A 26,371-nucleotide genomic window follows, 5' to 3' on the forward strand; every position below is an offset into this window, starting at 1 on the left:
CCATTACCAACTCCATCCTCATCTGGGTTGACGAATACCAATTTTCCATCGGCATTTTCAGTCATTAGAATCATACCTTCACTTTCAACACCGCGCAATGCTCTTGGTGCCAGGTTGACTAACACTGTTACCTTTTTACCAACTATTTCTTCTGGTTTAAAGCTTTCTGCAATACCGGAAACTATGGTTCTAACATCTAATCCGGTATCAACTTTAAGTACTAAAAGCTTTTTGGCTTTCGCCATTTTTTCAGCTTCGATAATGGTACCTACTCGCATATCCAATTTAGAAAAATCATCAAAGGTAATCGTATCTTTTTGTGGCATTACTTGTTTGTTTTCGTTCTCGTTGGCTTTTTTGGTCGCTTCTAATTTATCTAACTGAGTTTGTATCTCGGCATCCTCAATTTTTCTGAAAAGTAACTCTCCTTTATTTATTTGATGTTCAGGCTTCAATAATGCTTCTTTATTAGAAACATCGTTCCAGTTAAGACTTCGGCTACGCTCAGTCCCAGAAGAAGATAGATTTAAAATATTCTTTAATTTATTAGAAGTAAATGGTAAAAATGGCTCACTTAAAACAGCTAAACCTGCAGCTATTTGTAAAGCCACGTTCATAATTGTTTTTACGCGTTCTTCATCTATCTTAATGACCTTCCATGGTTCTTCATCGGCTAAATATTTATTCCCCAAACGGGCAAGGTTCATTAATTCTTGGCCAGCTTCTCTAAAACGGTAGCGCTCAATAGAAGTTGAAATTATTGCTGGGTATTTTGTTAATTGTTCTAGGGTTTCAGTATCAACATCGGTTAAACTACCGGTAGCTGGTATTTTGCCTTCGTAATATTTGTTAGTCAAAACAACTACCCTGTTGATGAAATTACCTAAAATGGCAACTAATTCATTGTTGTTACGTGCTTGAAAATCTTTCCAAGTAAAATCATTATCCTTAGTTTCTGGAGCGTTGGCCGTTAAAGTATAACGAAGCGAATCTTGCATTTCTGGAAAATCCACTAAGTATTCATGTAACCAAACCGCCCAGTTTTTGGAAGTGGATAGTTTATTGCCCTCTAAATTTAAAAACTCGTTTGCCGGTACATTTTCCGGTAAAATATAGCTTCCTTCTGCCTTTAGCATGGATGGGAAAATAATACAGTGAAAAACAATATTATCCTTACCTATAAAGTGCACCAATTTAGTGTCTTTATCTTTCCAATATGGTTCCCAGTCTTTGCTTTCACGAGCAGCCCATTCTTTGGTAGATGAAATATATCCGATCGGGGCATCAAACCATACGTATAATACTTTTCCTTCTCCGCCTTCAACAGGTACCGGTATACCCCAGTCTAAATCCCTGGTGACAGCTCTTGGCTCTAAGCCACCATCGATCCAAGATTTACATTGACCGTAAACATTTGGTTTCCAATCGTCCTTATGCCCTTTTAATATCCAATCTTTAAGAAAATCCTCATATCTGTCCAATGGTAAGAACCAGTGTTTTGTTTCTTTGGTGGTTGGTACTGTTCCTGTAATGGTCGACTTTGGATTTATTAAATCCGTCGCATTTAAACTTGACCCACAATTTTCACACTGATCACCGTATGCCTCTTCATTTCCACACTTTGGACACGTACCTATTACAAAACGATCAGCTAAAAATTGCTGGGCTTCCTCATCATATAATTGGGCTGTAGTTTCCTCTATGAAGTCTCCTTTCTTGTAGAGTGTCGTAAAGAAATCCGATGCTGTTTTGTGATGAACGGGAGCAGAGGTTCTAGAATAATTATCGAACGTAATACCAAAATCCATAAAGGATTGTTTGATAATTGCGTGGTATTTGTCAATAATATCTTTTGGGGTAACGCCTTCTTTTTTGGCTTTCATTGAAATGGCTACGCCATGTTCGTCGCTACCACAAACAAATGCGACATCCTTACCAGTTAATCTTAAATAACGGGCGTAAATATCTGCAGGCACATAAACACCGGCCAAATGACCAATGTGTATTGGACCATTTGTGTATGGCAATGCTGCGGTAATCGTATATCTAGAGGGTGTTTTAATATTGGACATCAAAAATTAATTAAGCCACAAAAATACTGAATTTGCGGGGAGAATTACTACTATCCAAACAATTGAAGTTCTCGTTTTATTGAAACCGACGTCAACATTTGTTTGTCAATGGACGTAAAAGCTGATGTCACAATTGAAAATTATACTAAAACGATTAAAAAAAAGTTCTATTGTAAGAAAAAACTTATTTTTTAATCTAAACATATAAGATATGGGTGTTGGTAATTCTAAAAAAATTTTATTGGACAACGGTCTGGACGAAATAGAAAAGGCCATTGAAAACTCTAGTAGCAGTAAAGAGGATGTGGTAAGACTTTACAAGGACAAAAATCATAGGGTTAAAAAGGAACTGCGGTTCGAGTCTAAAATGAACAATTCTAAATTAACATAATTAAAAAGCCCTATTCAAAGAAATTGAATAGGGCTTTTTACATTTGGGAAACAAACTAGGCTACCATAACAGATTTACTCATCTTTTGATTCTGTACATTGATTCTATAGATGTATTTACCTGTAGATAACTGTTCGGGCATGCGCTCTCGTATATTTATTTCTGTAGAACCTTCTAACATCATTTCGTTGAAAACGGTGCCTACTTTTTGTCCTAAAATATTATAAAGTTGAATATCTACGTGTGCAGAAAATGGCATTTCTAGGTAGATATGTGGTGTCTGATCCGTTGGGTAGAATGGTTTATGTACCACAGCGTTCAATAAGTCTGGAGTTATAGGTGTTTCGGCCTCTTCCCCTGGCGGTACCGGCGGTGTAACTTCACCATCACTATATGCAATGTCAGGAAAAGCTTCCCCGCTACAGCTAAATCCTAAATCTACCGGTACATATGGTTTGTAGTTCAGTAAATGAGCTTCTACCAAAGGTATATCTACACACAACCACTCAGCAAGAACAGTGGCATATAAGTCCCTAAAATCCATGGTATATTCTAAATTTCCCCTTCCGTCCGGATCATCTAAGGTGGGGTGGTCACCTACAAATGCACTACCGTTTAAGCCTGATCCAAAGAACAATGTTGGTGTGGCCTTACCGTGATCGGTACCATTTGATCCGTTTTCAAAAATACGTCTTCCAAATTCAGAAAAAGTCATGCTCAACACTTTGTCATCTTGTTGGGTAAAGGCAATATCTTCATAGAAATTATTTACCGCTACAGATAAAGTTGTCATTAATTTGGCATGAGCCTGTGGTTGATTTCCATGTGTGTCAAAACCACCCATAGAAATCATATATACTTTAGTACCTAAGTTACCTTTGATCAGTCTTGCTATAAGTGCCAATTGGCGTGCAAAACTATTATCCTGATATTCAACTTGGTTTTGCCCACGAGTGTAAGCATCATGTATAATACCCGAATATTCATAGGTTGTATTGGCTACACCTCTTAAGAATTTAAGTTGATCACCATACATACAATCATTGAACAAGTTATCTTCTAGACCATATACTACACCAGATTCTGCAATTTCTTCTAATTGATCTACATTTGATGTTACAAAGGCATAATTAGTTTCATCCCCTTGAAAGACCAAACTACCGAATTGTCCAATTTGAATGGCTGCCGGTGCCGCTGGCGGATTTACCAAATAATCTGGGTAAATACTTTCAAAGTGCCTGCCCATCCATCCGGTATTTAAACCGCTAAAACCTGTTGTTTCTATATCTGTATTGGCAAAAATATCCGAGCCGGTAAAGTGTGATAGACTTTGCCCTTCATAACCTACACCATGTACTGCCTTAAACTGCCCTTCTTCCCACATAGGTGCCAGAGCACTCATATAAGATGGTACACCAAATTCATCGGTCAATTTTAAGATCTTACTTTCCGGTACATAAATGTTGGGCCTAGCATTTGCATAACTATCATATTGTTCTATGGGTATTACGGTACTTAGGCCATCATTACCGCCAGATAGGCGAATGAGTATAAGTATATTATCTGTCTCCGCTCCAGAAATAGCGGCTGATAAGGGCGATGGCGCAGATGCCGAAAGCATATTCGATCCTAACATCATAGAGCCAGAGCCAGCGATGCCCATTGCTTGTAAAAATGAGCGTCTGCTCCAAGTTTTATGTTCTTCATCATGGCCTTCATGATGTAGGCCTTTAAATGGGGTATGGTGTGTATTGCACATAGAAGTAGGTGTTATTTTAATTGAAACTCAGGTTGTCTCGCTAAATATTGAAAAAGTAGATATACTTGAAACGGACCTTGTGGCCAAGTAGCCAATGTCCATGATTCTTGATTACCACCTTCGTAGTAAACATCTTCTACATCACTTCTGAATATAGCAAACGCTTTGGCATATTCTTCTTCGTTTAGCAGTCCCTTCGTTAAAACGAAATCTATAATCAATCTTGCAACGACATCTGGATTGGGATTAGTTAGTCCTTCATTGCCAGAAATTGCAAGGCCAAATGAACGAAACTGCTCATTATCTGCCATATAGAATTCTTCTAGAATACTTTCAATGGTCAGCCAACGGCCGATCATAAAATTTGTGTTGATCCAAGATCGGTCTCTTTGCCAACCGGCAACGTCAAATGGTTCAAATATTTCTTGACTTAACAATGCACTATAGTTGACCATTTCGGCAACGTTAGTGTCAGTGTAGTTAAAATTAGATTCATTTAATGTGTTAAAATAGAAGTCTACAGGGCTCTTTATGATTACCCCAATAGCTTCATCATCAAAAAAGTGTTGGCTTTTGAACAAAAGCCTTAGTACTGGTGCCAACTCAAAATTATTGGTCATAAATGTTGCTGCCAGACCATCTATGATCATCTGGGCATTATTTGCATCGTCCCTAGAATCTGGGTGTACAAAAAACTCATATAGTTTTCGGCATATAAATTCTGCAATTTCCGGAGATCTTTGTTCAAAAAGAATATTGATGACATCGTCATAGCCCCAGTTGCCTGTTTGGCCTAATATAGTTTTGGGACCGGCATCATGTTTTGTAGGGTCAAAAGTAACTGCCGAACACCCCACTTCACCACGTTCAACATAACCACTTAGGGCTTTTGCGGTCTCTATAATATCTTCTTCGGTATAACCGTTGCCTTCACCTAGGGTAAAAAGTTCGTATAGCTCACGAGCATAATTTTCATTTGGGTTGTTACCGTTATTATACACGCCATCTAGGTAATACAGCATGGCATTGGTCAATCCAATTTCGCTAGTGAATGTTTTAAAGTTACCAAGAGAATGTCTTTGTAGGCAATCTATATACTCGTACAAAAATGCATTACAGTTATAGACTTCTAACTCAGTTACAAAATGGTTGCTCCAGAAAAAACTTAATCTATCCCTTAGATTATTGTTCAGTAAACCTTTGGCATAATTAAGTTGAAATTCCGTTTTTTGCTCTCTTTTTAGTTGATTTCTTGCATCATTATCTGCGGGGTAGTTGTCATTGTTCCAGTTGGCCCAAGTAGGTGCCGCAATTTCCGGCATACCTAAGGCTTCATCTATTAAGGTGTCTACCAACGCACCGGCAGATTGTCCAACAGCTTGGTTAATTGTTTCCACAGAGGCACTAAATCCTAAGCGGCGATATAAATGGGCTGCTCTTAGCTGATCTAGATTAGCTGTGTACGGAGCAAGAGTAGAAGTATTACAATTAATGAAATATTCCATATTCTTAAATAGGCGTTTGTATTACGTTCGTAGAGTTGGGGCTTCTATGCTAAACGTTAGGAAATTAGGTATAGTATTTAAAACTATCTATTTTCGATTATCACGTTTCAAATAACGAGATTTATTGATAAAAAGGCGTTGAAATTCCTATATTTTCGATGAATTACTTAATCTGTTAACTATATCATGGGAAAACATAACGAATTTGGAAAAGAAGGGGAGCAGATAGCTGTAGATTACCTTATAAAAAACGGGTATGCCATTAAATACAAAAATTATAGATATTTAAAGGCCGAGGTAGATATTATAGCAATGAAGGATGATATTTTGGTAATTGTTGAAGTGCGTTCTAGAAGTACGGACTTTATTAAGAATATTGCCGAAACGGTAACACCTAAGAAAATAAAGCTATTGGTGATGGCTGCAGATCATTACGTAACGGATAATGATCTTGATGTAGAAGTACGTTTTGATATTGTTACAATACTTAAAAACAAGAATAAATTGGAGCTAGAACATTTAGAATCTGCCTTTTATCATTTCTGAATAATCTACTAAAATAGTAGATTTATTAAAAAACATTTTGTTTTATTTATAACAAGTTGTTATATTTGCACAACAACCATACAATAAAATGAAAACAATATCATCAGTAGTTGAGGAGTACATCAAGAAAAAGCCATTTTTACAAAGTGCTCTAGCACAGGGTATAATCAATCTTACTTCACTATCTAGAATAGTAAAACCAGAGATCGAGCATGAATTAGGAAAAGATATTCGTAATGGCGCTATAGTAATGGCGTTAAAACGTCTTTCAGATGACCTGGAGTTTAGGGCAACCCATAAAATTCTAAAAGTGCTTAAGAATATTGGCGAGATAACCGTAAGATCTTCTTTGACGGATTATACTTTTTTAGCTTCTGATAAAATATTGGTGCACCAAGCTAAATTACTTGAAGAAATCAATGACAACCAAGATGTTTTCTATACTTCTAGCCGTGGTGTCAACGAGATTAATATCGTTATCAGTAATTTGATGGATAAAACGGTAGAAAGACTATTCAAGGATGAAAAGTGTACTCAAAAGGCTGAAGAGCTATCATCCATTACCGTAAAGTTGCCTGCAGAAAATGTATCGGTACCTGGTATCTATTACTTTATCTTTCAAAGGTTGGCATGGGAAGGTATCGTTCTTTATGAAGTAATTTCAACGACCAATGAATTTACCATCTTAGTTAACGATGAGCAAGTGGATATGGCGTTCAAAACAATCAAAGATTTAAAATCTCTTTAATTCTTTAGAAATTCAACTACTTCCTTGTCAGATTCAGGTTTGGCAATAAATCGTTTTTCGCTATCCAGAATGAAATAGGTAGGTGTGCTTTGTATGCCAAATATTTTAACGTATTCATTATCCCATCTACCTAAACCTATTGCGTGATTGAAATTGGGCATTGTTGCAGAAACATTTTTCCAGTTTTCTTCTTCTAGTTCCAGTCCTACGGCAATTACTTTAAGATTTTCGTAATCTTTTAGTTCTTTATGAAGCTGAGGTAGCTCTTTTAGGCAATGTGAGCATGTACTGCTCCAAAAAACCAACACATAGTTTTCTGCACCTTCCAAAGTTAAAAGAGAATGTTCCTTGCCATTTGACTGCCAAGTAACATCTGGGGAAACTGCACCAATTCTTAACCGCGTTGCCATTTCTATCTCATCCACCAACTTTTCATTATTGTTCGTGATCGCAAGCTTTTTCAAATGATTTTTGAAGATATAGTCTTGTACCGCTGGCAAACCATTTACTTCTGCTATTTGCCATAATTGGTATACGGCTCTTTCTTGAAAACCAATAGGGGTAGGTTTTATAAACGCTACCGTTGTTTCTACATTTTTTATAACCTCAACGGTCAATTGCTCTTTTGAGGTAATGTCTGCAGGTAACGCAGAAAAGACATAGCTAGCAAATTTGTCAGTTAAAAAATTAGAGCCCTGTAGAACCGGGTCGTTTATTGCTAAATGATCAAAATGATGTTGTTTCTTGTGTTTAAGAAATGTTTTTACATCTTCAAATTCGGCCGGTATGTAATTTCTATTTGCCTTTATAAATTTATGGGCAATTGTTGTTGTATGTTTTTCTTCAAAAGTGGTCTGTATCGTATTCAGTTCTTTAACGATATTGTTGTATTCCCTATTAGGTTCATTTTGGTTTTCATAGAATTCAATCAACTTATCCTGTGCGGCCGTAATTTTTGAAAAGTACTCATTGTACCACTTATTCTCTACAGAATTGGTAATGGTTAACCCATCTTTTAGATTAAAATTGAATGTTACATCTTCTTCTTTATTGTAGATTACATCTATATAAAACTCATCTTGCGGTACGGCATAAACCAATCTATACATACCGGCTTGAGCGCTTACTGGCATTTCTAATTTAAAAGTACCATCTTTTACGGCAGTGTCAGTGCTATATCGTTCACCGTTTGCAGTTAGCTCATAGGCAATTAACCATTTAAAATCTTTGGCAGGGGAAAAGTTACCGGAGATGGAACCTTGTGCTTTAATACTTAATGAAAAAAATAACAGGCAAATACTAATGAGAACTTTCATATATTTTAAAAAACAATTATAGGACCAATATATATTTTATTCTTAATAATATGGGTTTTAACAAGAATACTATAAAGGCAATAAAAATAATATTCGGAAAGCAATTGTGGACTTAAATTTTGAAAAGCTTATGAAAATTCCTTTTCAATCTCCATATGAGCAAGTGCCTCGGTTATTTTTAGAAGCTCCTTATCATGAACAAAACCGTCAGAAATGGCCACTTCATCTAATAGTTTGGCAAGTTCTCTTTTTTTAGGAAGAGACATTAAGCTTAGAATCTTAAAAGCTTTTTCTTTATTCAGATTTCTAGCATGGCCTACAAAGAAACTATCAAAAGAAAAACGATCCATAAGTTGGGTTAAATAGCGCATTTCCGCAGGGTCTACTTTGCTATCTGCTAAAATAACATAGTCTACCATCTTAACAACAGCTAATTTTTCTTCTTCTGTGTACTCTATCATACTATTATTTACTCCGTTTCTTCTCCTAATCCTATATTTATAAAAGTATCTATAATAAGGTCCATTTCTTTTTTATGGATAGCACCATCTGAAATAGCGACTTCATCAAGAATTTCTGCTAGAGCCGTTTTTTGCTCATGAGGTATATTATAAAGGGTGATTAAAGCATTGTCATAATCCAACAATTTTGCGCGTTCTAAAAATGCGTAGTCAAATCCAATACCAACTTTTAGTTTGTTCAATATTTCTAGCTCGCCTGGGTGAATTTCACCATCAGCCTCTATAACCTCGTAAATCATCTTAACAAAAGCTGCCTTTACAAACTCTTCAAACTCCATTCTTTAATTTTAGGAGCTGAAAGATATGAAAAACAAGAGGATCTAGCATAGATTTTAACTTCTACTTATTCACTAAAATGATGTTGTTCAATTTCTGCATTTGAAAAAAGATTTGCTAAACGTAGTAATCTTGATGTACTGTAGGCTAACATTGAATGAAAAAATATAGGGTTTACAGAAAGTACTATTTACTATACTTAATTTTCAATATTGGGTCAGCATTCTTTTTTAATCTACTAATTCAAGAATTTCTTCCCATATTTTTGAGCTTACCTGCATACCTTCTACTTTAGACTTTTTTCTTGTAGCCAAGGTTCGTTCCCCTGGGTAGAATGTTCTGCCATCCTTTTTCATATAAGGGCCTTCATGTGTAAACTTAATAATTTCGTTCAATAGATTTTGTTGTATCTCCGTATCTGAAAAAGTACTTGGGTCTATACACATGAATACCTGCGAGAGTGCGGTTTCATTTTTCTTAAGCCCTATTTTGTAGGTAGAATTTCCTGCAGACAATAATGTTGCCAGCATATCCAATATCATAGATAGTGCAGATCCTTTCCAATAGCCAACGGGTAATGCGCGCCCAGAATCCATTATATCCTTAGGATGTTTGGTAAGCTCATTGTTATTGTCCCAACCTCCATGAAAGGGTAGTTCTTCATTTTTTAATTCCAAGCTTTGCATTTTTCCGAATGAAAACTGTGAAAGTGCCATATCTAGAACTACATGGCCATTTGGTCTTGGTATGGCAATAACTAATGGATTATTGCCAATTCTGTTCTCTTTTCCTCCCCAAGCGGGCATATTGGGTATGGTATTGGTAAATAGTATTGAAATACAACCTTGTTCCGCTGCACGCCAACCATAAGTTCCACCACGCATCCAATGGTTGGTGTTTTTTAGGGCAACTAAACCCAAACCGTAGGTTTTGGCCAATTTAATGGCTTGATCCGTACATGTAAGTGCATTTAAAATTCCTGATCCCAAATTGCCGTCCCATCTTTCAATGCTGCCCATTGAAGCTGTTTTAGTGGCAATAGCATCGGTTTTTATTAAACCTTTCTTTACATAATCTATAAATACCGGAACCCTGTTTACACCGTGGGAGTAAACACCATCTAAGGTGCTTTCTGTGTGAATTTTAGCCAATGTAAAGGCTTGTTCTTTTGTAAAAGAGTGCTTTTGGAACAAAGACTCTAAAACAGATTTCATTTTTTTAGATGAAACTCTAATCTCGCTCAAAACGGTAATTTTAAATTTAACCGTTAAGATACATAAGTTGTTTAGCTCCGTAAATTATATAAAGAACAATGTAGCTAAAACGTTTTAAATAAAATAAAACTAGGCTTTTTTGGATAGCCCTATTTGTGAGAAGACATGACGTATAACCACACTTTCTTTTTCATGAATATAACCGTCGGAAATTGCAACTTCTTCCAATATTTCCGCTAGCTTACTTTTTTTAGATTCTGACATGTCTTTTAGAATATGTACGCTTTGGTCTATATCTATGGTACGGGCCTGAATTAAAAAGTTACTGTCAAAATCTATGATAGGCATTAATCTACTTAACGCGTTTATTTCACCATTATGGACTTCGCCATCAGCTACAATAACAGAGTCAATAAGATGTACGATCGCTAATTTCTCTGGTATATCAAACTTCATATTATCCAGTTGTTTTTTCTTTAATTTCAAATGGCTTCAATGCCAAATATGCCCTGTCTACAGATCGTATATTTTCAAATACCAATAATAATCGTAAACCGTTACGGGTCTTTTTTTCTTTTATTTTACATTGTTGTGCATGTGATTGCACGTATTGCAATACTCTTGTAAATGTTGCAGTTTGATAAAATGCCGATTGTTGGTCACTTATAAAGTACCCGATCATTTTACCTTGCTTCATTACTATTTTCTCTAGACCTATACCATTGGCAATCCATTTTATACGAACTGAATTTAATAAGTCTTGAGCTTCTTCCGGTAATTCGCCAAAACGATCAACTAATTGTGCTTCAAACTTTTGAAGCGCTGCTTCGTCTTTTACCTGGTTCAACTCTGTATATAACGTAAGTCTTTCAGTAATATTATTGATATAGTCATCAGGAAAAAGAAGTTCAAAATCAGAATCTATCTGGGTTTCTTTTACAAAAACCTTCTCCTGTTTGCCTTCTACCTCTTCATACAGGTCCTTAAATTCGTTTTCCTTTAATTCATCTATGGCTTCTGCTAAAATTTTCTGATAGGTCTCAAAACCAATTTCATTTATAAAACCGCTCTGTTCCCCTCCCAGTAAATCTCCTGCACCTCTAATTTCCAAGTCTTTCATAGCAATATTGAAACCACTGCCCAATTCTGTAAATTGTTCCAAAGCTTCAATACGTTTGCGGGCATCTGTAGTCATTACTTCATAGGGCGGTGTAATAAAATAACAGAACGCCTTTTTATTTCCACGACCAACTCTACCGCGCATTTGGTGCAAATCGCTTAACCCAAAATTGTTGGCATTATTAATGAAAATTGTGTTGGCATTGGTAACATCTAAACCACTTTCAATTATTGTTGTCGATACCAGAACATCAAACTCACTATTCATGAAGCCCAGCATTAACGCTTCTAATTTTTTGCCTTCCATTTGACCGTGGCCAATACCTACTTTTGCATCGGGTACCAATCTTTGGATCATACCGGCCACTTCTTTTATATTTTCAATGCGGTTATGTATGAAGAAGACTTGTCCGCCTCTTTCGATCTCATAGCTTACCGCATCCCTAATAGTTTCTTCGTTAAAGCGAATAACTTGACTTTCAATTGGGTACCTGTTTGGTGGTGCGGTGGTTATGGTAGATAAATCTCTGGCGGCCATTAAACTAAACTGAAGTGTTCTTGGTATTGGCGTAGCTGTCAGCGTTAAAACATCTACATTCTCTTTAATAGATTTTAATTTGTCTTTTACCGCAACCCCAAATTTTTGTTCCTCATCAACGATCAATAGACCTAAATCCTTAAATTTTACATTCTTGTTCACCAGTTGATGTGTGCCTATGATGATATCAACTTTTCCTTCACCTAAACGTTGAATGGTCTCTTTTTTCTCTTTAGCCGTTCTAAACCTGTTTAAATAATCTACGGTTACAGGCATATCTTTTAATCGTTCAGAAAAGGTTCTGTGATGTTGAAAAGCCAATATCGTAGTTGGTACTAAAACCGCAACTTGTTTGCCGTTGTCTACTGCTTTGAATGCCGCACGTATGGCAATTTCCGTTTTTCCAAAACCTACATCCCCACATATTAAGCGATCCATAGGGCGCTCACTTTCCATATCTTTCTTAACATCTTCCGTAGCGGTACTTTGGTCTGGCGTATCTTCATAGATAAAGGATGCTTCTAGTTCATTTTGTAAGTAGCTGTCAGGGTTGTATTGAAACCCCTTTTCCAGCCTTCTTTTTGCATAGATTTTAATAAGGTTGAAGGCAATTTTTTTGACGCGGGATTTGGTCTTGTCCTTAATTTTTTTCCAGGCACCAGAACCTAATTTGTAAATTTTTGGCGGTGCGCCATCCTTACCGTTAAACTTGGATATTTTATGTAAAGAGTGAATGCTAACGTATAAAATATCTCGCTCGCCGTACATTAATTTAATGGCTTCTTGCTTTTTGCCTTCAACATCTATCTTTTGTAATCCGCCGAATTTTCCAATTCCGTGGTCTATATGGGTTACGTAGTCTCCAATTTCAAGCTTATTCAGCTCTTTTAACGTTATGGACTGTTTTTTTGCATAACCGTTCTTTAAATGGAATTTATGATAGCGTTCAAAAATTTGATGGTCGGTATAACATACTAATTTTTGGTCATCATCAATAAAACCTTGAAAAAGTGGAGAAACAATGGTTTGGTAATGAACTTGTTGGTTCACTTCTTCAAAAATGTCATGAAAACGTTTTGCCTGCTGCTCACTGGCGCAAAAGATATAATTGGTATACCCTTGTTCTTTATAACCATTTAAATTTTCGATCAATAAATCGAATTTTTTATTGAAAGATGGTTGTGGTTTTGAGTGGAACTCAATTAGATTAGGCGCGTCTCGCTTGGCATCTTGGGTTAAAACCATAAAATTAGATAGTTGATGATTAAATTCTTTGCCGCCCATGAACAACTCTTCGGGTTCGGCGTGTTTTATGTCTTTTGATAATTTTGTAAAGGCTTCTTTTGCTTTACCAAAAAAGTCATCTAAACGATCGTAAAGAAAATCTGTATTCTTGGCAAAGACAAGTGTATTAGATGCTATATAGCTCAAAAAACTTTGTCTTTTGTCTATTAAGAACTTATCTGCCATATTAGGTACGATCGTAATGGACTTCACTTTTTCTTTGGACAGCTGTGTTTCTACATCAAAAGTTCTAATACTATCTATTTCATCACCAAAAAATTCAATTCTATAGGGTTCATCATGAGAAAATGAATAGACGTCCACGATACCTCCACGAACAGAAAATTCACCAGGTTCGGTAATGAAATCTACTCGCTTAAATTTATATTCAAATAAAATTTCGTTTAAAAAGTCTAAAGAAAGTGTATCCCCTAGTTTCATTTTTAGGGTATTCTTGTCCAATTCCTTTCTTGTTACTACTTTTTCAAATAACGCATCTGGATAAGTGACGATTACCGCAGGCTTTTTTCTAGAATTTATTCTGTTCAATACCTCTGCCCGTAAAAGCACATTGGCATTGTCCGTCTCTTCAATTTGATAAGGTCTTCTATAACTTCCGGGATAAAAAAGTACTTTGTCTTCCCCGATCAATCGTTCAAAATCGTTTAGATAATAGGCAGCCTCTTCCTTATCGTTAAAAATCGCCAAAAATGGGCGGTCTTCCGATTCAAAAATACTGGAAAGTACAAAGGATAACGACGACCCTACAAGACCCTTTAATTGAACATTTTTATTACCTGAATTTTCAGATTTGGAAATAGCTGCTTGCAGTTTCCCTATTTGGGGAGACTGGCTATACCGTTGTTGGATAGAAGAATGACTCAACAGTTTAAATTTTTGCAAATATACGTATACCTAATTAATGGATACCACTCATTATTATCACATATGGGCTACACATTGCCCTTAAAAAGTTGGAAATTGTGGCCTAGCTAATAAAGTAAGATTTTATGGAAGATAATAATTTTGATGTTTTTGTAATAGGTAGTGGTATTGCAGGGCAAACCGTGGCAAAATCTTGTGCGGAAGCTGGTTTAAAGGTTGCCATTGCGGACAATCGTGAATTTGGCGGTACTTGTGCAAATAGAGGTTGTGATCCTAAGAAAATATTATTGGGTGCAATAGAGGCTTATGAGCTAGGAAAGAATTTAAAGGGAAAAGGTATTGGAAAAGTTGCTAAAATTGATTGGAAACAATTGCAGAAGTACAAGCGTAATTTTACTGTAAATATTCCAGTTTCTACAGAGCGTGTGCTTAAGGAACTGGACATAAAACTCTTTCATCAATCTCCGAGCTTTTTAGACGAACATACACTTCTTGTAGAAGGTAAAATTGTTACTGCCAAAAAAATAGTAATTGCCACAGGGCAAGTTCCACGAACCCTGGCTATTCCTGGAGCCAAACATTTTAAAAATAGCGACGACTTCTTGGACCTTAAAAAATTACCAAAGAAAATTGTCTTTGTTGGTGGTGGTTATATTGGGATGGAATTTGCCCATATGGCCGTTAGGGCCGGTGCCCAAGTTACTATTGTAGATGCCGGCAGTAGACCATTACATGCTTTTGACCCAGATTTAGTAAAAGGACTTAGAAAATATTCCGAATCCATTGGCATAAAATTTATTTTCAATGCAGAGCCTACAAAACTTAAAAAGAAGGAAAAAAAGCTCACATTAACCTATGAAGTTAATGGTAATGAAAAGACCATTGAAGCTAACATTGTATTTAATACCGCTGGTCGTGTACCGGCATTGGCCGGTTTAGACTTGGGCAACGGTAATGTACAGTTTACTGATAAAGGTGTGGAAACCAATAGTTATTTACAAAGTATTAATAATGCGAATGTTTACGCTTGTGGGGATGTTTCCGATAAGAATTTACCACTTACCCCACTTTCGGGTAGACAAGGTTATGTGGTGGCGGAAAATATTATAAACGGTAATAAAAAGGAATTGGAAGTACCTAAAATACCTTCTGTAGTATTTACTCTACCGAATTTGGCTACGGTAGGCTACTCTGAAGAAGAAGCGACCTCTAGATATAAGAATATTCGAGTAGCTTATAATGTAGCTACAGATTGGTTCAATGCCAAACGGATCAATGCGCCTTTATATGCTTATAAAATAATTATGAACGATAGAACTGGTGAAATTGTAGGAGCTCATTTAGTAGGTCCCGATGCTGGGGAGACCATCAATATTTTAACCATGGCAATCAATAACGGAATGACGGATAAGGATATAAAATCTACAATTTTCTCATATCCATCCTGGGTAAACGATATTAAGAATATGGTTTAAGGTTTTTTATTTAGACGTTGTTGAAGCTTTTTTAGCGGACTTGTTTCGTGATTCTTTATGCCGTGTATGGCAGCTGCAATTAACAGAATTATTGCACCTGTTATTGCGGAGTAGGCTATGTACATATTAGACCCGTTATGTCTTATGAAAATTGCGAACAATGCCCAAACACCAACCAAGGCAAACTCTCGCATGTTTCTTTTCCAAATCATCAGAAGATTAATGAATGTTGCCGCTACAATCATATTAATTGTCCAGGCCTGTTCGGTTAGGATGCCACCGTTCCAGTCCAGTTTACTTAGATAAGCGGAAATATTGGCAATAGTGGCAACCGATATCCAACCGCTATAAAGACATATTGGCCACCAAACAAAGGCTAGTATTTCTATAGGTGCATCCCAACGCTCCATATTCGTGTTCAATATAATTTTTATCAGGGAAAGCAGAATGCCAAACATAATTATAACTGAAACGCCAGTGTAATTGTACATAAAAGCAAATACCCAGCAGCAGTTTAAAATGTTGGCAATAAAGAACCAATATCCTGTTTGTTCAATAAAATCGCTTGGTTTATTACTAAAAAAAGCTCTTCTTAGTTGAAAAATGCCATAAGCCAGTAAGCCTAGAAATATTACACCCCAAATGGCAAAAGCGTATCCTGCCGGGGTAAATAAGTTTTCATATTGGGCGCTCATTTCACCTATGGTAGTATCATTAAGTGAAAATGCTTGTGAAATATAATTGACGGCAATAACCAAAATAACCGATGCCAAATTAAGAACAGATAGTTTCTTTTTCATAAGGGTAAAAGTATAATGGTTATCTTATAAAGTTATGCTCTTTAGCACATTAAACGAACTATTTTCGGTAAGAACGCTTCTTTTTCACCTCTTTTATGGGCACGGGCAATACTGCATCGCCCAAAAGCGCATAGACTTCACAGCCTTCACAAGGTTCTAGGGTATAGGTGCCAGTAAATTCTCCAAAAGCAGGTACAATCATTTGATGTTCCGTTTTGTAGAAGCACGGTAAACGTACCGATTGTCTACCTAATCCACTCAATTTAATGGCAGGATGTATGTGCCCCGAAAAATTGAATAAGCCGTCTCTTTCTTCAGGGTGATGGGTTAGAAGAAAAGATTCTAAAATTAACTCAGGAATTACTTTAATATGTAATTCTTCATATTTAAGTGGAGAAATAATATCGTGATTACCACTCACTAAAATTATTTCTTGAGCGGTTTTCTGTACCCAATTTTCAAATAACAGCCATTCTGTATTTAAGGCAGAATGGAATAAATCTCCTAAAAAAACAATCGTTATAGGTCTAAAATGGTCTACAACTGCAGTTAAGGCATCAAAATTTTGTTGTACGGCTTGTTGTGGTACCGCTGCACCATATTTTCTGAAATGGGAAACTTTGCCCAAATGCACATCACTGATCAATAGCATTGATTGTTCTGCCCAATAGAGCGCTCCAGAAAAGTGCATTTCAAAAGTTTGATCATGTAGGGTAATGGAATGAGTCATTGATGCAAAATTACGAGAAAGTCCGGATTTAAAATTCATTTTAAACTCAAGAACATGAATTCCCCCGTTGAGGGTTAAGGGGCAAGGTTTTTTATTTCTTCATCAATAGTGCAGCCATTTTTTTAATTCGGTCTGCTAGTTTCTCGCTAGATAGTTTTTCGCGCCCAACACGTTCTGTAATTAACGGGAAGGAGAATGGAGTGGGCTGTGCACACTCTTTCCATACAATGTCTTGTGTAGCAATTCTTTCTAAGGATAATCGTAATCGCCCTTCTTCCAACTGGTGCTCAAAGGTTTCTGTAAAGGCTTGTTGGAAGAGTAAATTTTCTGGTTCGTAATCCCTAAATACATCGAACAATAGCTGGGAACTACTTTGCAAGTGTTTCATTTTAATACCTTTTTTTGGGTATCCGGTAAAGACCATACCGCTTATAATGGCAACATCCCTGAATCTTCGGCGAGCCATTTCTGTGGCATTCAGACTTTTTTGCAAATCATCCAGCATAAAATCTGTAGTGAACAGGTCATTGTCCAATACTTGCTGAATGTCTATGGGTTGGTCTGATAATAGTTCAAAACCATAATCATTGAATGCCAGCGAAAATGTAATAGGCGATAATAAACTTATGCGATAGCCCAATAAACTGCCAATGGCTTCATGAACAAATCTGCCTTCAAAAGGGTAGAAAAGGTGGTGATATCCGTCTCTGGTCTTAAAGGTTTCAATTAAAAATTCTGATGGTTTGGGTACAATGCTATCTCGTCTTTGTCTTTCAAAAAGTGGTGCCAAAGCCCTTATTTCCTCAGATTGATTTTTTATTGGTTCACCCGAGCTATACAGTTCGTTTCTCAATAACTCTGACATTTGTGCGGAAAGGGTGAGTCGGCTCCCCATCCAACTAGATATTTTGTTGGTTTTCTTATTGCTATTCCGCACCTGCACCGTCATTTCTTTTATTCGGATGAATTCTAAGTTTCTACCTGCAAATGTAAACACGTCGCCTGTGTTGAGTTTAGAAACAAAAAACTCTTCTATAGACCCTATATATCCTCCTTTTTGATATTTTACAGATAAGTTTACATCGCCAACAATAGTGCCTATTTGAAAACGATGCCGCATGGCAACACCACGGTTATTGACTTTAAATTTGCCATCCTCCTCAATTTCTACCTTTTTGTACTCGTCGTAGCTTTGCAGACTTTGACTGCCCATCACCAAAAAATTCAATAACCATTGCCATTGGTCTTCGGTCAACGTTTGGTAGCAAAAAGTTTGTTTCACCTCTTTAAAAATTTCTTTAGGGTAGAATCCGTCAGATATGGCCAAGGTGGTCAAATATTGCAAAAGCACATCATAGCTGTTAAGGTAGGGTATACGGTCTTCAACAGAATTCATTTTTACCGCTTTTTGTAAAGCCGATGCTTCAATAAGCTCAATGGCGTGTGTGGGTAAAAAATAAATGACACTTTCCTTACCGGGACTATGACCACTGCGACCGGCACGTTGTAGAAAACGGGCAACACCTTTGGGTCCTCCTATCTGTACTACCGTTTCTACAGGGGCAAAATCTACTCCAAGATCTAAACTTGAGGTGCAAACCACCGCTTTCAACTGTTCATTGCGAATTGCATTTTCAACCCAAACGCGAGTTTCTTTATTAATGCTGCCATGGTGCATTGCCATTTCTCCCGCATATTCTGGGTGCTTTTCCAAGATTTTTTGAAACCAAATTTCACATTGGCTACGGGTATTGGTAAAGAGCAAAGTGGTCTTGCTATTATTGATGATGGGGACAACATCTTCCAAAAGGTGTAAACCTAAATGACCACGCCATGGAAAGGTTTCCATTTTTTTTGGAATAATACTTTTAACCGTAATCTTTTTGTTGAGCTTGGCTTTTATGAGTACCGAGTTTTCTATCGTTTTAGAATCAATGCCCAACAAAACATCTCGTGCCTGTTCTAGATTGCCAATGGTTGCAGAGATGCCCCAAATTCTTAATTGCGAGGATACATTTTTTAAACGTGATAAGGCAAGTTCCATTTGTACGCCACGCTTGGTGCCCAATATTTCATGCCATTCATCTACTACAATTGCCGAGCAGTCTTTAAAAATTTTGTCATAACCTTTTGTAGCAAGAAGTAACTGAAGACTTTCTGGAGTGGTGATCAACAGATCGGGCATATTCTTTTTTTGCTGCGCCCGCTCTTTGGTGGTAGTATCTCCAGAGCGAATACCCACGGTCATCTGTGTTCCCAGGTCTTGTGTAATGCGTTCTGCCGATTGCTTAATTTCTTGCGATAATGCACGTAATGGCGTTATCCAAATAGCTTTTAGCCCTTTTTTATGTTTGGTCTTGTAGTTGGGATTGCTCTTAATGTAATTTAAAACAATTGGAAACCATAAAGCATAGGTTTTACCACTACCTGTTGGAGCATTTAGTAATCCGTCTTTACCTTGTAGAAACGCTTTCCAAGTATCTTTTTGAAACTTAAATGGTTTCCAATGCTGTTCGGCGAACCAGTTTTCTGCTATATCGTAGAGTTCTTGTCTTTTTACCATTGCGAGTAAAGCGAAGCAATCTGTTTAATTTATTCTTGAATTTTATTTTTTGTTCCGAAACCTAAAATTTTCATCTAACCAATTAATGGAAAGATCACCCCATTCAGGATTCATTGAGTTAATTAACTCTTCCTTTTTTTTCCGATTGCCAGCTTTTAATTTCAATTCTCTTTTAAATGCATCTTCCACATTTTCAAATTCCTCAAAATAAACTAGTATATCGCAATTGTATTTCTTGGTGAAAGCATTTGGATATATTCTGCTTTTATGTTCATTTATTCTTCTTTTAATATTATCTGTAGCTCCAACATAAAGAACTGTTTTATTTTTATTGGTTGTTATATAGATATATCCTTTCATTTTAATTAGGCTTGTGAAATCAAAAGATGTAAATTAATTTTTCGTTTTTTATTTAACAGATTCCTTCGCTTCGCTCGGAATTAATCCCTTCAAATCATCCAACGTATTTGCTTCATGGATGTTTTTATCTTTTCTCCAGCGTAGCATTCTGGGAAAACGGGTAGCAACACCACTTTTATGTCTTTTTGATAATGCTATACCCTCAAAGGCGATTTCAAACACGTGATGAGGAGTAACACTACGAACGGGTCCAAATCTTTCCAAAGTATTTTTCTTTATCCAAGCATCTAGTTTTCTGAATTCTGCATCGGTTAAGCCTGAGTATGCCTTTGCAAAGGTTACCAGTTCTTTTTCTCCTTCTTCATTATCCTTCCAAAGGGCAAAAGTATAATCTGTAAATAGATTACTTCGCCTACCATGACCGCGCATGGCATATGTAAGAACCGCATCTATGGTCAGTGGGTCAACTTTCCATTTCCACCAATCGCCTTTCTTACGACCTACCAAATAGGGCGAATCTTTTCTTTTTAGCATTAAGCCTTCACTGTGCATTTCGCGAGAGCGGTCTCTTTCTTCAGCCATCTCTTCCCATGAATTAAAATACATGGTTTTAGAGAGGTGAAGGGGAACATCACTTCGGCTACGCTCAGTGACCTCACTTCGGCTAAGTTTAGTGACCGCATTTTGGTTTTGCTCAGTGACATTTTTAAAAAGGTGTTCTAAAATTTCTCTACGTTCTATAAAAGGTAATTGGCGAATATCTTCTCCTTTCCATTCAAGAATATCATATGCTTTTAAGATTACCGGAACTTTTTTTAAAAGTGCGGCGGTTACGTTTTTTCTACCAATGCGGGTTTGTAAATCGTTAAAGGTGCCAATACCACCTTTTGGAAAAGGGAGAATTTCACCATCTATGACCGTACCGTTAGGAATAACGCCTATGAATTTTTCAAATTCGGGATACTTATCCGTTACCAATTCTTCGCCACGGCTCCAAACAAATAATTCATTGTTTCTTAAGATCACTTGAGAACGAATTCCATCCCACTTATGTTCTGCAGACCATTCTTTTATATCGCCTAAGTCTGACACTTCACCTTCAATGGCATACGCCAAATAGAAAGGATATGGTTTTGAAAGGTAATCGCTCTCATTTTCCTCTAAAACCAATTGCTGAAAAGTGATTTTATTCGGGTCCCAGTTGCCCATTAATTTATAGGCTAGAATATCTTCGTCAATTTGGGTGGCTTTTGCCAAGGCACGTGTCATTAGTTTTTGACTTACCCCAATTCTGAATCCACCAGTAATCAATTTGGTGAACACAAACCGTTCGTAGTAGTTTAAAACACTCCAATTTTCGTATAGATATGCTCTTTTTTCTTCGTCTGTTTTCTTTTTAAGAGCAATCATTTCTTGAAGAAAATTGGTTAAACTTTTGTCCGATGATTGGTCGGCTGCAGGAATGACCAATGCTATGGTTTCTGCGAGATCACCAACAATATGATAGCTTTCTTCAAATAACCACAGTGGAATGTTTGCCAGTTCTGAAGCCCAAGTTCTTAATAGCGTTGTATTTACCGGTCTTGGTGGTCTGCGATGCGATAAAATTGCGATGGTCCAAACCTTATCGGCATCATCGGCTTTAAGAAAATAGTCGGTCAATGCCTGTACCTTAACCGTAGTTTTATTGGTACTATCCAAGGTTTTTATAAGCTGTGCAAAATTTCTCATACAGATGCTGTCGATTTTGAAGCTAATGCAGCTTCTGTTTCTTCTTCACCGTATTGCGTTGCTTCTGTACGGGCATCATAACCTTGTTCTCGTAAATATTTCGAGAATATATCTGTATAGCCATGTGTACAGATAATTTTTTCGGCGCCTGTAGCTTCAATACTTTCTAAAAGACCGGGCCAATCGCAATGATCGCTTAAAACAAAACCTTTGTCAATAGCCCTTCTTCGTCTTGCTCCCCTAAAGGTCATCCATCCACTTGCGGAAGCAGTAACATAGGGCACCATTTTTCTAATCCAAGTACTACCATGTGCACTTGGTGGTGCCAATACTATATTGCCCAATAGCTGCTCTTTTTTGGTGTCTCTGGTAATTAAAGTGGTCTTGGGAAAATCTACCAACGGTCTTAGTACCTGGGTCATATTTTCAATGGCGCCATGTGTATATATTTCTCCAATGTCGGTGTCTAGGTATTTTAATAATCGTTGTGCTTTGCCCAAACTATACCCAAAGAGTATGGATGTTTTACCTTCAGCTCTATTTTCTGCCCACCAATTGTTAATGTTTTCTAGAACTTCTGCCTGGGGTGTCCATTTAAATGCGGGTAATCCAAAAGTACATTCTGTAATAAAGGTGTTACATTTTATAGGTTCATAAGGTGTGGAAATACCATCATTTTCAGTTTTATAATCTCCTGTAAAAACCCAAACTTCACCTTTATGTTCTACCCTAATTTGTGACGATCCAATAATATGCCCGGCTGGATGTAGGCTAAATTTTACGTTGTTAATGATAATAGTTTCGCCCCATTCTTTTCCAATAACGTTTATTTCACCTAAACGATGTTGTATAATAGGTACATTTCTGTGATGGGTTATATATTTTTTGTGCCCATATCTACTATGGTCCGCATGCCCATGTGAGATTATGGCATGGTCTACAGGTTTCCAAGGGTCAAGATAGACTTTGGCCGTTTCGCAATATATGCCATTGCTTGTAAATTGTAATAAAGGAGATTTCATAGCGATAACAAGTTACGAATTTCACATGCAAACAAAGTTGATGTCAAACTAAACTATGACCTCTAAAAAATTTATATTTGCTCAATAATTAAAAAATAAGATATGTCTTTTGCAGATTTATATACCAGTGGGGAGCATAGAAGAAACCTGGCTCACTTTGCGGCCTTGGCAACTTTAGCTTCTATTGATGGTGAAATTAGTACTGAGGAAAAAAAATTATTAGACCGTTTTGCTAGTAAACTGGATATTACCGAGACGGAGTATAACGAAGTATTTAAGAAAGAAAATAAGTACCCAATAGATTCTACACCAGATTCTGAAAAAAGATTGGAGCGTTTATATGATCTATTTAGAATTGTTTATTCTGATCATGAAATTGATGATGAAGAAAGGGTGCTGATTAAAAAGTATGCGATCGGTCTAGGCTTTACAGATGAAAAGGCAGATAAAATTATTCAACGTTCTGTTGCTATTTTTGGTGGTAAAATAGACTTTGATGATTATTTATACTTAGTAAAGCGCTAAGTGTTTATTTGAACGATATAAAAAAGGGAGCCAAAGGCTCCCTTTTTATTTAATGATATTTATTCAAGAATTCTTGGAGTTTTTTGACCATATTTTTGCTTCCACAGAAGAAAGGAACACGTTGGTGTAATTCAGTTGGTTGAATATCCATAATTCTATTTTTACCGCCAATGGCCAATCCATTTGCCTGTTCGGCCAGAAAAGCCATAGGATTGCATTCATACAACAATCTTAATTTTCCACTTTCACTAACACTACTCTTAGGATACATATAAATACCACCTTTGATCATGTTTCTATGAAAATCCGATACTAAAGAACCTATATACCTAGAAGTATAGGGTCTGTCATCTTCTTCCATTTGACAGTATTTAATATAATCTTTTACACCTTGGTGAAAATGAACGTAGTTACCTTCGTTTACGGAATAAATTCTACCATCTTCAGGAAATTGCATATTTGGGTGGGATAGGTAAAAAGTACCCAATGCAGGGTTTAAGGTAAACCCGTTTACGCCGTCACCTGTAGTATACACCAACATGGTAGATGTACCGTAAACAACATAACCTGCTGCAACCTGCTTGTTGCCGGGTTGTAGAAAATCTTCCATTGTTACCGGTGTGCCTACGGGAGTAACACGTCTGTAAATGGAAAAAATAGTACCTACGGATACGTTTACGTCAATGTTGGAAGAACCGTCTAAAGGGTCTATAAGTACAACATATTTGTTTTGATGATTTTCATCGTTACTGTTAATACTGATGAAGCTGTCTTCTTCTTCAGAAGCAATACCACAGACAATTTCTCTGTTCTTTAAAGTTTGAATGAATTTGTCGTTCGCGAAAAGATCCAATTTTTGTTGATCTTCACCTTGAATGTTGGTTTCTCCAACTCCGCCTAAAATATCTATTAGCCCTGCTTTGCTTACCTCGTGGTTAACAACTTTTGCAGCTAATCTAATTGCATTGATAAGTTTTGATAATTCACCTGAAGAGTATTGAAATGAATCTTGATTTTCAATAATAAACTCCCCTAGGGTCTGATTTCTTTTTGGAGACATTTTTTAGTTTATGGTTTATACAAATATCGTGTATTTTGTTAAACGTTTCATTTTCATTTTAATTACATTTTTTAAATTTATAACTTTGTGTTTTATTTGTAACAATTATGGATTATACAATTAGAGTTGCCCAAAGAGAAGATATGAAGCAAGTGCTTCGTTTAATTCAGGAATTGGCCACGTTTGAAAAAGAAGAAGATGCTGTAGAAGTAAGTGTGCAAAATCTAGAGGAAGATGGGTTTGGTAAACAAAAATTGTTTCATTGTTTTGTTGCTGAAAGTGACAATAAAATTGTTGGTATGGCATTGGTGTACCCTAGGTATTCTACTTGGAAAGGACCGGTCATACATTTAGAGGATTTAATTGTAACCAAAGAAATGCGCGGTACGGGTTTAGGTACCGCATTATTGAACGAGGTAGTAAAATATGGTGATGAATTGGGAGTGAAGAGAATATGTTGGGAAGTATTGGACTGGAATGAACCTGCCATAGGTTTCTATGAAAGTAAAGGTGCCAACGTTATGAGAGATTGGGACGTGGTTCAATTAGATGAAGCCGGTATAAAGGAGTACTTAAGTACTCTGGCGAATTAAAAATCAAAAGAATTTAGATAGATATTGAGTATGAGGGTTTTTAAATTTGGGGGAGCATCCGTTAAAGATGCAGATGCTGTTAAAAATGTAGTAAAGGTTTTAAAAGAAGTAGGGTATGAGAATACGCTTTTGGTTGTTTCTGCAATGGGCAAGACTACCAATGCTATGGAAGATATCATAAATGCTTATTTTAACGATAAACAGGAAATACCTTCCAAGGTTGCTGAGATGGTAGATTATCATTTAAGTATTGTTTCAGAATTGTTTCCAAATTCGCAGCATGCCATTTATAAAGATATAAAAGTATTGGTCGATGAGATCAATGGTTTTTTGGTGTGGAACAAGTCACCCAACTACAATTTTGTTTATGATCAAATTGTTGGTTACGGAGAATTGATCTCTACCACCATCATTAGTGCTTACTTCAAAGAAGTTGGCATTAAGAACAATTGGCTAGATGTAAGAAACTTTATTAAGACCGATAGTAATTATAGGGATACTACGGTTGATTGGGAACGTACTCAAGGAAACGTTACTAAAATAGACCAAAAGGTTTTAAACATTACCCAAGGTTTCTTAGGTAGCGACGACAATAACTTTACAACAACTTTAGGCCGTGAAGGTTCCGATTATTCCGCTGCAATACTTGCGTATTGCCTGAATGCAGATTCAGTAACTATTTGGAAAGATGTACCCGGTGTTTTAAATGCCGATCCAAGGTATTTTGAAGAAACCCAATTGCTAAACAACATCTCTTATAGAGAGGCTATTGAATTGGCGTTTTACGGTGCATCTGTAATTCATCCAAAAACATTACAACCATTGCAACGTAAAGAAATTCCGTTACACGTAAAATCTTTTGTAAATCCTAAAGGTAAGGGCACAACGGTAGGTAAGGGTGTTGGTATAGAACCAAAAGTCCCTTGTTTCATCGTTAAAAAGAATCAGGTATTGGTAAAATTATCTTCGCTAGATTTTTCTTTTATTGTAGAAGATAGTATCAGCGAACTTTTTAAACTTTTTCATCAGCACAAGATAAAAGTAGATTTAATTCAGAATTCAGCTATTAGCTTTTCCGTTTGTATCGATAATAAATTCGGAGGTTTGGAAAAACTTTTGCAACAATTAAAAAGTAAGTTCAAGGTAGCTCATCATGAGAACGTATCATTATATACCATTAGGCACTTTGATAACAAAGCGTTAGAAACTTTACAGAATGGGCACGAGCTGCTATTGGAGCAACGTGGTACGGAAACCGTTCAGCTTGTGGTGAAGTAAGTTCAAGGTCATTTCAGACATGTTTAATAGGTAGCTGCAAAAGCTATTTTCCTATATTTA

At 36.6% G+C, this 26,371-nt stretch carries 23 protein-coding genes; 7 read left to right on the forward strand and 16 right to left on the reverse strand.

Annotation, left to right across the window (positions count from 1 at the left end):
• A partial coding sequence (gene metG, locus QZ657_RS12255; protein ID WP_291967184.1) for a methionine--tRNA ligase occupies positions 1-2,072 on the reverse strand: 2,072 nt, incomplete at its 3' end.
• 211 nt (positions 2,073-2,283) lie between these two features.
• On the opposite strand from metG, the gene QZ657_RS12260 reads away from it, so the two are divergent.
• Complete coding sequence (locus QZ657_RS12260) at positions 2,284-2,463, forward strand: hypothetical protein (protein WP_291967186.1); 180 nt, start codon at positions 2,284-2,286, stop codon at positions 2,461-2,463.
• Between the two features lie 55 nt (positions 2,464-2,518).
• On the opposite strand, the gene QZ657_RS12265 is transcribed toward QZ657_RS12260, so the two are convergent.
• The gene (locus QZ657_RS12265) at positions 2,519-4,222 is read right to left on the reverse strand and encodes a DUF1501 domain-containing protein (protein WP_291967188.1); all 1,704 of its coding nucleotides are present in this window, start codon (positions 4,220-4,222) and stop codon (positions 2,519-2,521) included.
• A gap of 11 nt (positions 4,223-4,233) precedes the next feature.
• Entirely contained in the window at positions 4,234-5,727 is a 1,494-nt protein-coding gene (locus QZ657_RS12270) for a DUF1800 domain-containing protein (RefSeq protein ID WP_291967190.1), read from the reverse strand.
• 186 nt (positions 5,728-5,913) lie between these two features.
• Between QZ657_RS12270 and QZ657_RS12275 the strand changes: the two genes are divergently transcribed.
• Together QZ657_RS12275 and QZ657_RS12280 are read left to right on the forward strand one after the other, a co-directional pair.
• Positions 5,914-6,273, forward strand: coding sequence for a YraN family protein (locus QZ657_RS12275; protein WP_291967193.1), 360 nt, complete (start codon positions 5,914-5,916; stop codon positions 6,271-6,273).
• A gap of 88 nt (positions 6,274-6,361) precedes the next feature.
• Positions 6,362-7,021, forward strand: a complete 660-nt coding sequence (locus QZ657_RS12280; RefSeq protein ID WP_276471301.1) for an aspartate kinase — start codon at positions 6,362-6,364, stop codon at positions 7,019-7,021.
• On the opposite strand, the gene QZ657_RS12285 is transcribed toward QZ657_RS12280, so the two are convergent.
• From QZ657_RS12285 to mfd, 6 genes are all read right to left on the reverse strand, one after another.
• Complete coding sequence (locus QZ657_RS12285; protein ID WP_291967195.1) at positions 7,018-8,337, reverse strand: TlpA disulfide reductase family protein; 1,320 nt, start codon at positions 8,335-8,337, stop codon at positions 7,018-7,020. The genes QZ657_RS12280 and QZ657_RS12285 overlap by 4 nt on opposite strands.
• 128 nt (positions 8,338-8,465) lie before the next feature.
• Complete coding sequence (locus QZ657_RS12290; protein ID WP_276471303.1) at positions 8,466-8,798, reverse strand: hypothetical protein; 333 nt, start codon at positions 8,796-8,798, stop codon at positions 8,466-8,468.
• An 8-nt stretch (positions 8,799-8,806) separates the two neighbouring features.
• Positions 8,807-9,136 (reverse strand): hypothetical protein, encoded by a 330-nt coding sequence (locus tag QZ657_RS12295; protein WP_291967197.1) that lies wholly within the window; start codon positions 9,134-9,136, stop codon positions 8,807-8,809.
• A 228-nt stretch (positions 9,137-9,364) separates the two neighbouring features.
• A complete protein-coding gene (gene yiaK / locus QZ657_RS12300) occupies positions 9,365-10,378 on the reverse strand; it encodes a 3-dehydro-L-gulonate 2-dehydrogenase (RefSeq protein ID WP_291967199.1) in 1,014 nt (337 codons plus the stop codon).
• Positions 10,379-10,477: 99 nt separating this feature from the next.
• Positions 10,478-10,804, reverse strand: a complete 327-nt coding sequence (locus QZ657_RS12305; protein ID WP_276471306.1) for a TerB family tellurite resistance protein — start codon at positions 10,802-10,804, stop codon at positions 10,478-10,480.
• 1 nt (position 10,805) lies between these two features.
• Entirely contained in the window at positions 10,806-14,174 is a 3,369-nt protein-coding gene (mfd, locus tag QZ657_RS12310; protein ID WP_291967201.1) for a transcription-repair coupling factor, read from the reverse strand.
• A gap of 125 nt (positions 14,175-14,299) precedes the next feature.
• On the opposite strand from mfd, the gene QZ657_RS12315 reads away from it, so the two are divergent.
• Entirely contained in the window at positions 14,300-15,649 is a 1,350-nt protein-coding gene (locus QZ657_RS12315) for a dihydrolipoyl dehydrogenase family protein (protein ID WP_291967203.1), read from the forward strand.
• Here the strand turns inward: QZ657_RS12315 and QZ657_RS12320 are convergent.
• Genes QZ657_RS12320 through QZ657_RS12345 form a run of 6 tightly spaced genes read right to left on the reverse strand, consistent with a single transcriptional unit; the run spans position 15,646 to position 22,855 of the window.
• Positions 15,646-16,449, reverse strand: coding sequence for a tryptophan-rich sensory protein (locus tag QZ657_RS12320; protein WP_291967205.1), 804 nt, complete (start codon positions 16,447-16,449; stop codon positions 15,646-15,648). The two genes, QZ657_RS12315 and QZ657_RS12320, sit on opposite strands and share 4 nt — an antisense overlap.
• Before the next feature lie 58 nt (positions 16,450-16,507).
• Positions 16,508-17,218, reverse strand: a complete 711-nt coding sequence (gene pdeM / locus QZ657_RS12325; RefSeq protein WP_366934171.1) for a ligase-associated DNA damage response endonuclease PdeM — start codon at positions 17,216-17,218, stop codon at positions 16,508-16,510.
• A 52-nt stretch (positions 17,219-17,270) separates the two neighbouring features.
• Entirely contained in the window at positions 17,271-19,742 is a 2,472-nt protein-coding gene (locus tag QZ657_RS12330) for a ligase-associated DNA damage response DEXH box helicase (RefSeq protein WP_291967207.1), read from the reverse strand.
• Positions 19,743-19,784: 42 nt separating this feature from the next.
• Positions 19,785-20,102: a GIY-YIG nuclease family protein gene (locus QZ657_RS12335; protein ID WP_291962436.1), complete on the reverse strand. Its 318-nt coding sequence runs from the start codon at positions 20,100-20,102 to the stop codon at positions 19,785-19,787.
• A gap of 48 nt (positions 20,103-20,150) precedes the next feature.
• Positions 20,151-21,833 carry an ATP-dependent DNA ligase gene (locus QZ657_RS12340; RefSeq protein ID WP_291967209.1) on the reverse strand — a complete coding sequence of 561 codons (1,683 nt, stop codon included), beginning with the start codon at positions 21,831-21,833 and terminating at the stop codon, positions 20,151-20,153.
• Positions 21,830-22,855, reverse strand: a complete 1,026-nt coding sequence (locus QZ657_RS12345; protein WP_291967210.1) for a ligase-associated DNA damage response exonuclease — start codon at positions 22,853-22,855, stop codon at positions 21,830-21,832. Before QZ657_RS12345 ends, QZ657_RS12340 begins: the two co-directional genes overlap by 4 nt.
• A 102-nt stretch (positions 22,856-22,957) precedes the next feature.
• Between QZ657_RS12345 and QZ657_RS12350 the strand changes: the two genes are divergently transcribed.
• Positions 22,958-23,380: a TerB family tellurite resistance protein gene (locus tag QZ657_RS12350; protein ID WP_276471313.1), complete on the forward strand. Its 423-nt coding sequence runs from the start codon at positions 22,958-22,960 to the stop codon at positions 23,378-23,380.
• A 49-nt stretch (positions 23,381-23,429) separates the two neighbouring features.
• Here the strand turns inward: QZ657_RS12350 and fbp are convergent, their stop codons facing one another.
• Positions 23,430-24,440, reverse strand: coding sequence for a class 1 fructose-bisphosphatase (fbp, locus tag QZ657_RS12355; RefSeq protein ID WP_276471314.1), 1,011 nt, complete (start codon positions 24,438-24,440; stop codon positions 23,430-23,432).
• A 107-nt stretch (positions 24,441-24,547) separates the two neighbouring features.
• On the opposite strand from fbp, the gene QZ657_RS12360 reads away from it, so the two are divergent.
• Together QZ657_RS12360 and QZ657_RS12365 are read left to right on the forward strand one after the other, a co-directional pair.
• The gene (locus QZ657_RS12360) at positions 24,548-25,033 is read left to right on the forward strand and encodes a GNAT family N-acetyltransferase (protein WP_276471315.1); all 486 of its coding nucleotides are present in this window, start codon (positions 24,548-24,550) and stop codon (positions 25,031-25,033) included.
• A gap of 30 nt (positions 25,034-25,063) precedes the next feature.
• Positions 25,064-26,311: an aspartate kinase gene (locus QZ657_RS12365; RefSeq protein WP_291967212.1), complete on the forward strand. Its 1,248-nt coding sequence runs from the start codon at positions 25,064-25,066 to the stop codon at positions 26,309-26,311.
• Positions 26,312-26,371: the final 60 nt, after the last annotated feature.

Origin of the sequence: Maribacter sp. (assembly GCA_020629415.1) — a bacterium.
Classification (GTDB): Bacteria; Bacteroidota; Bacteroidia; order Flavobacteriales; family Flavobacteriaceae; genus Maribacter; species Maribacter huludaoensis.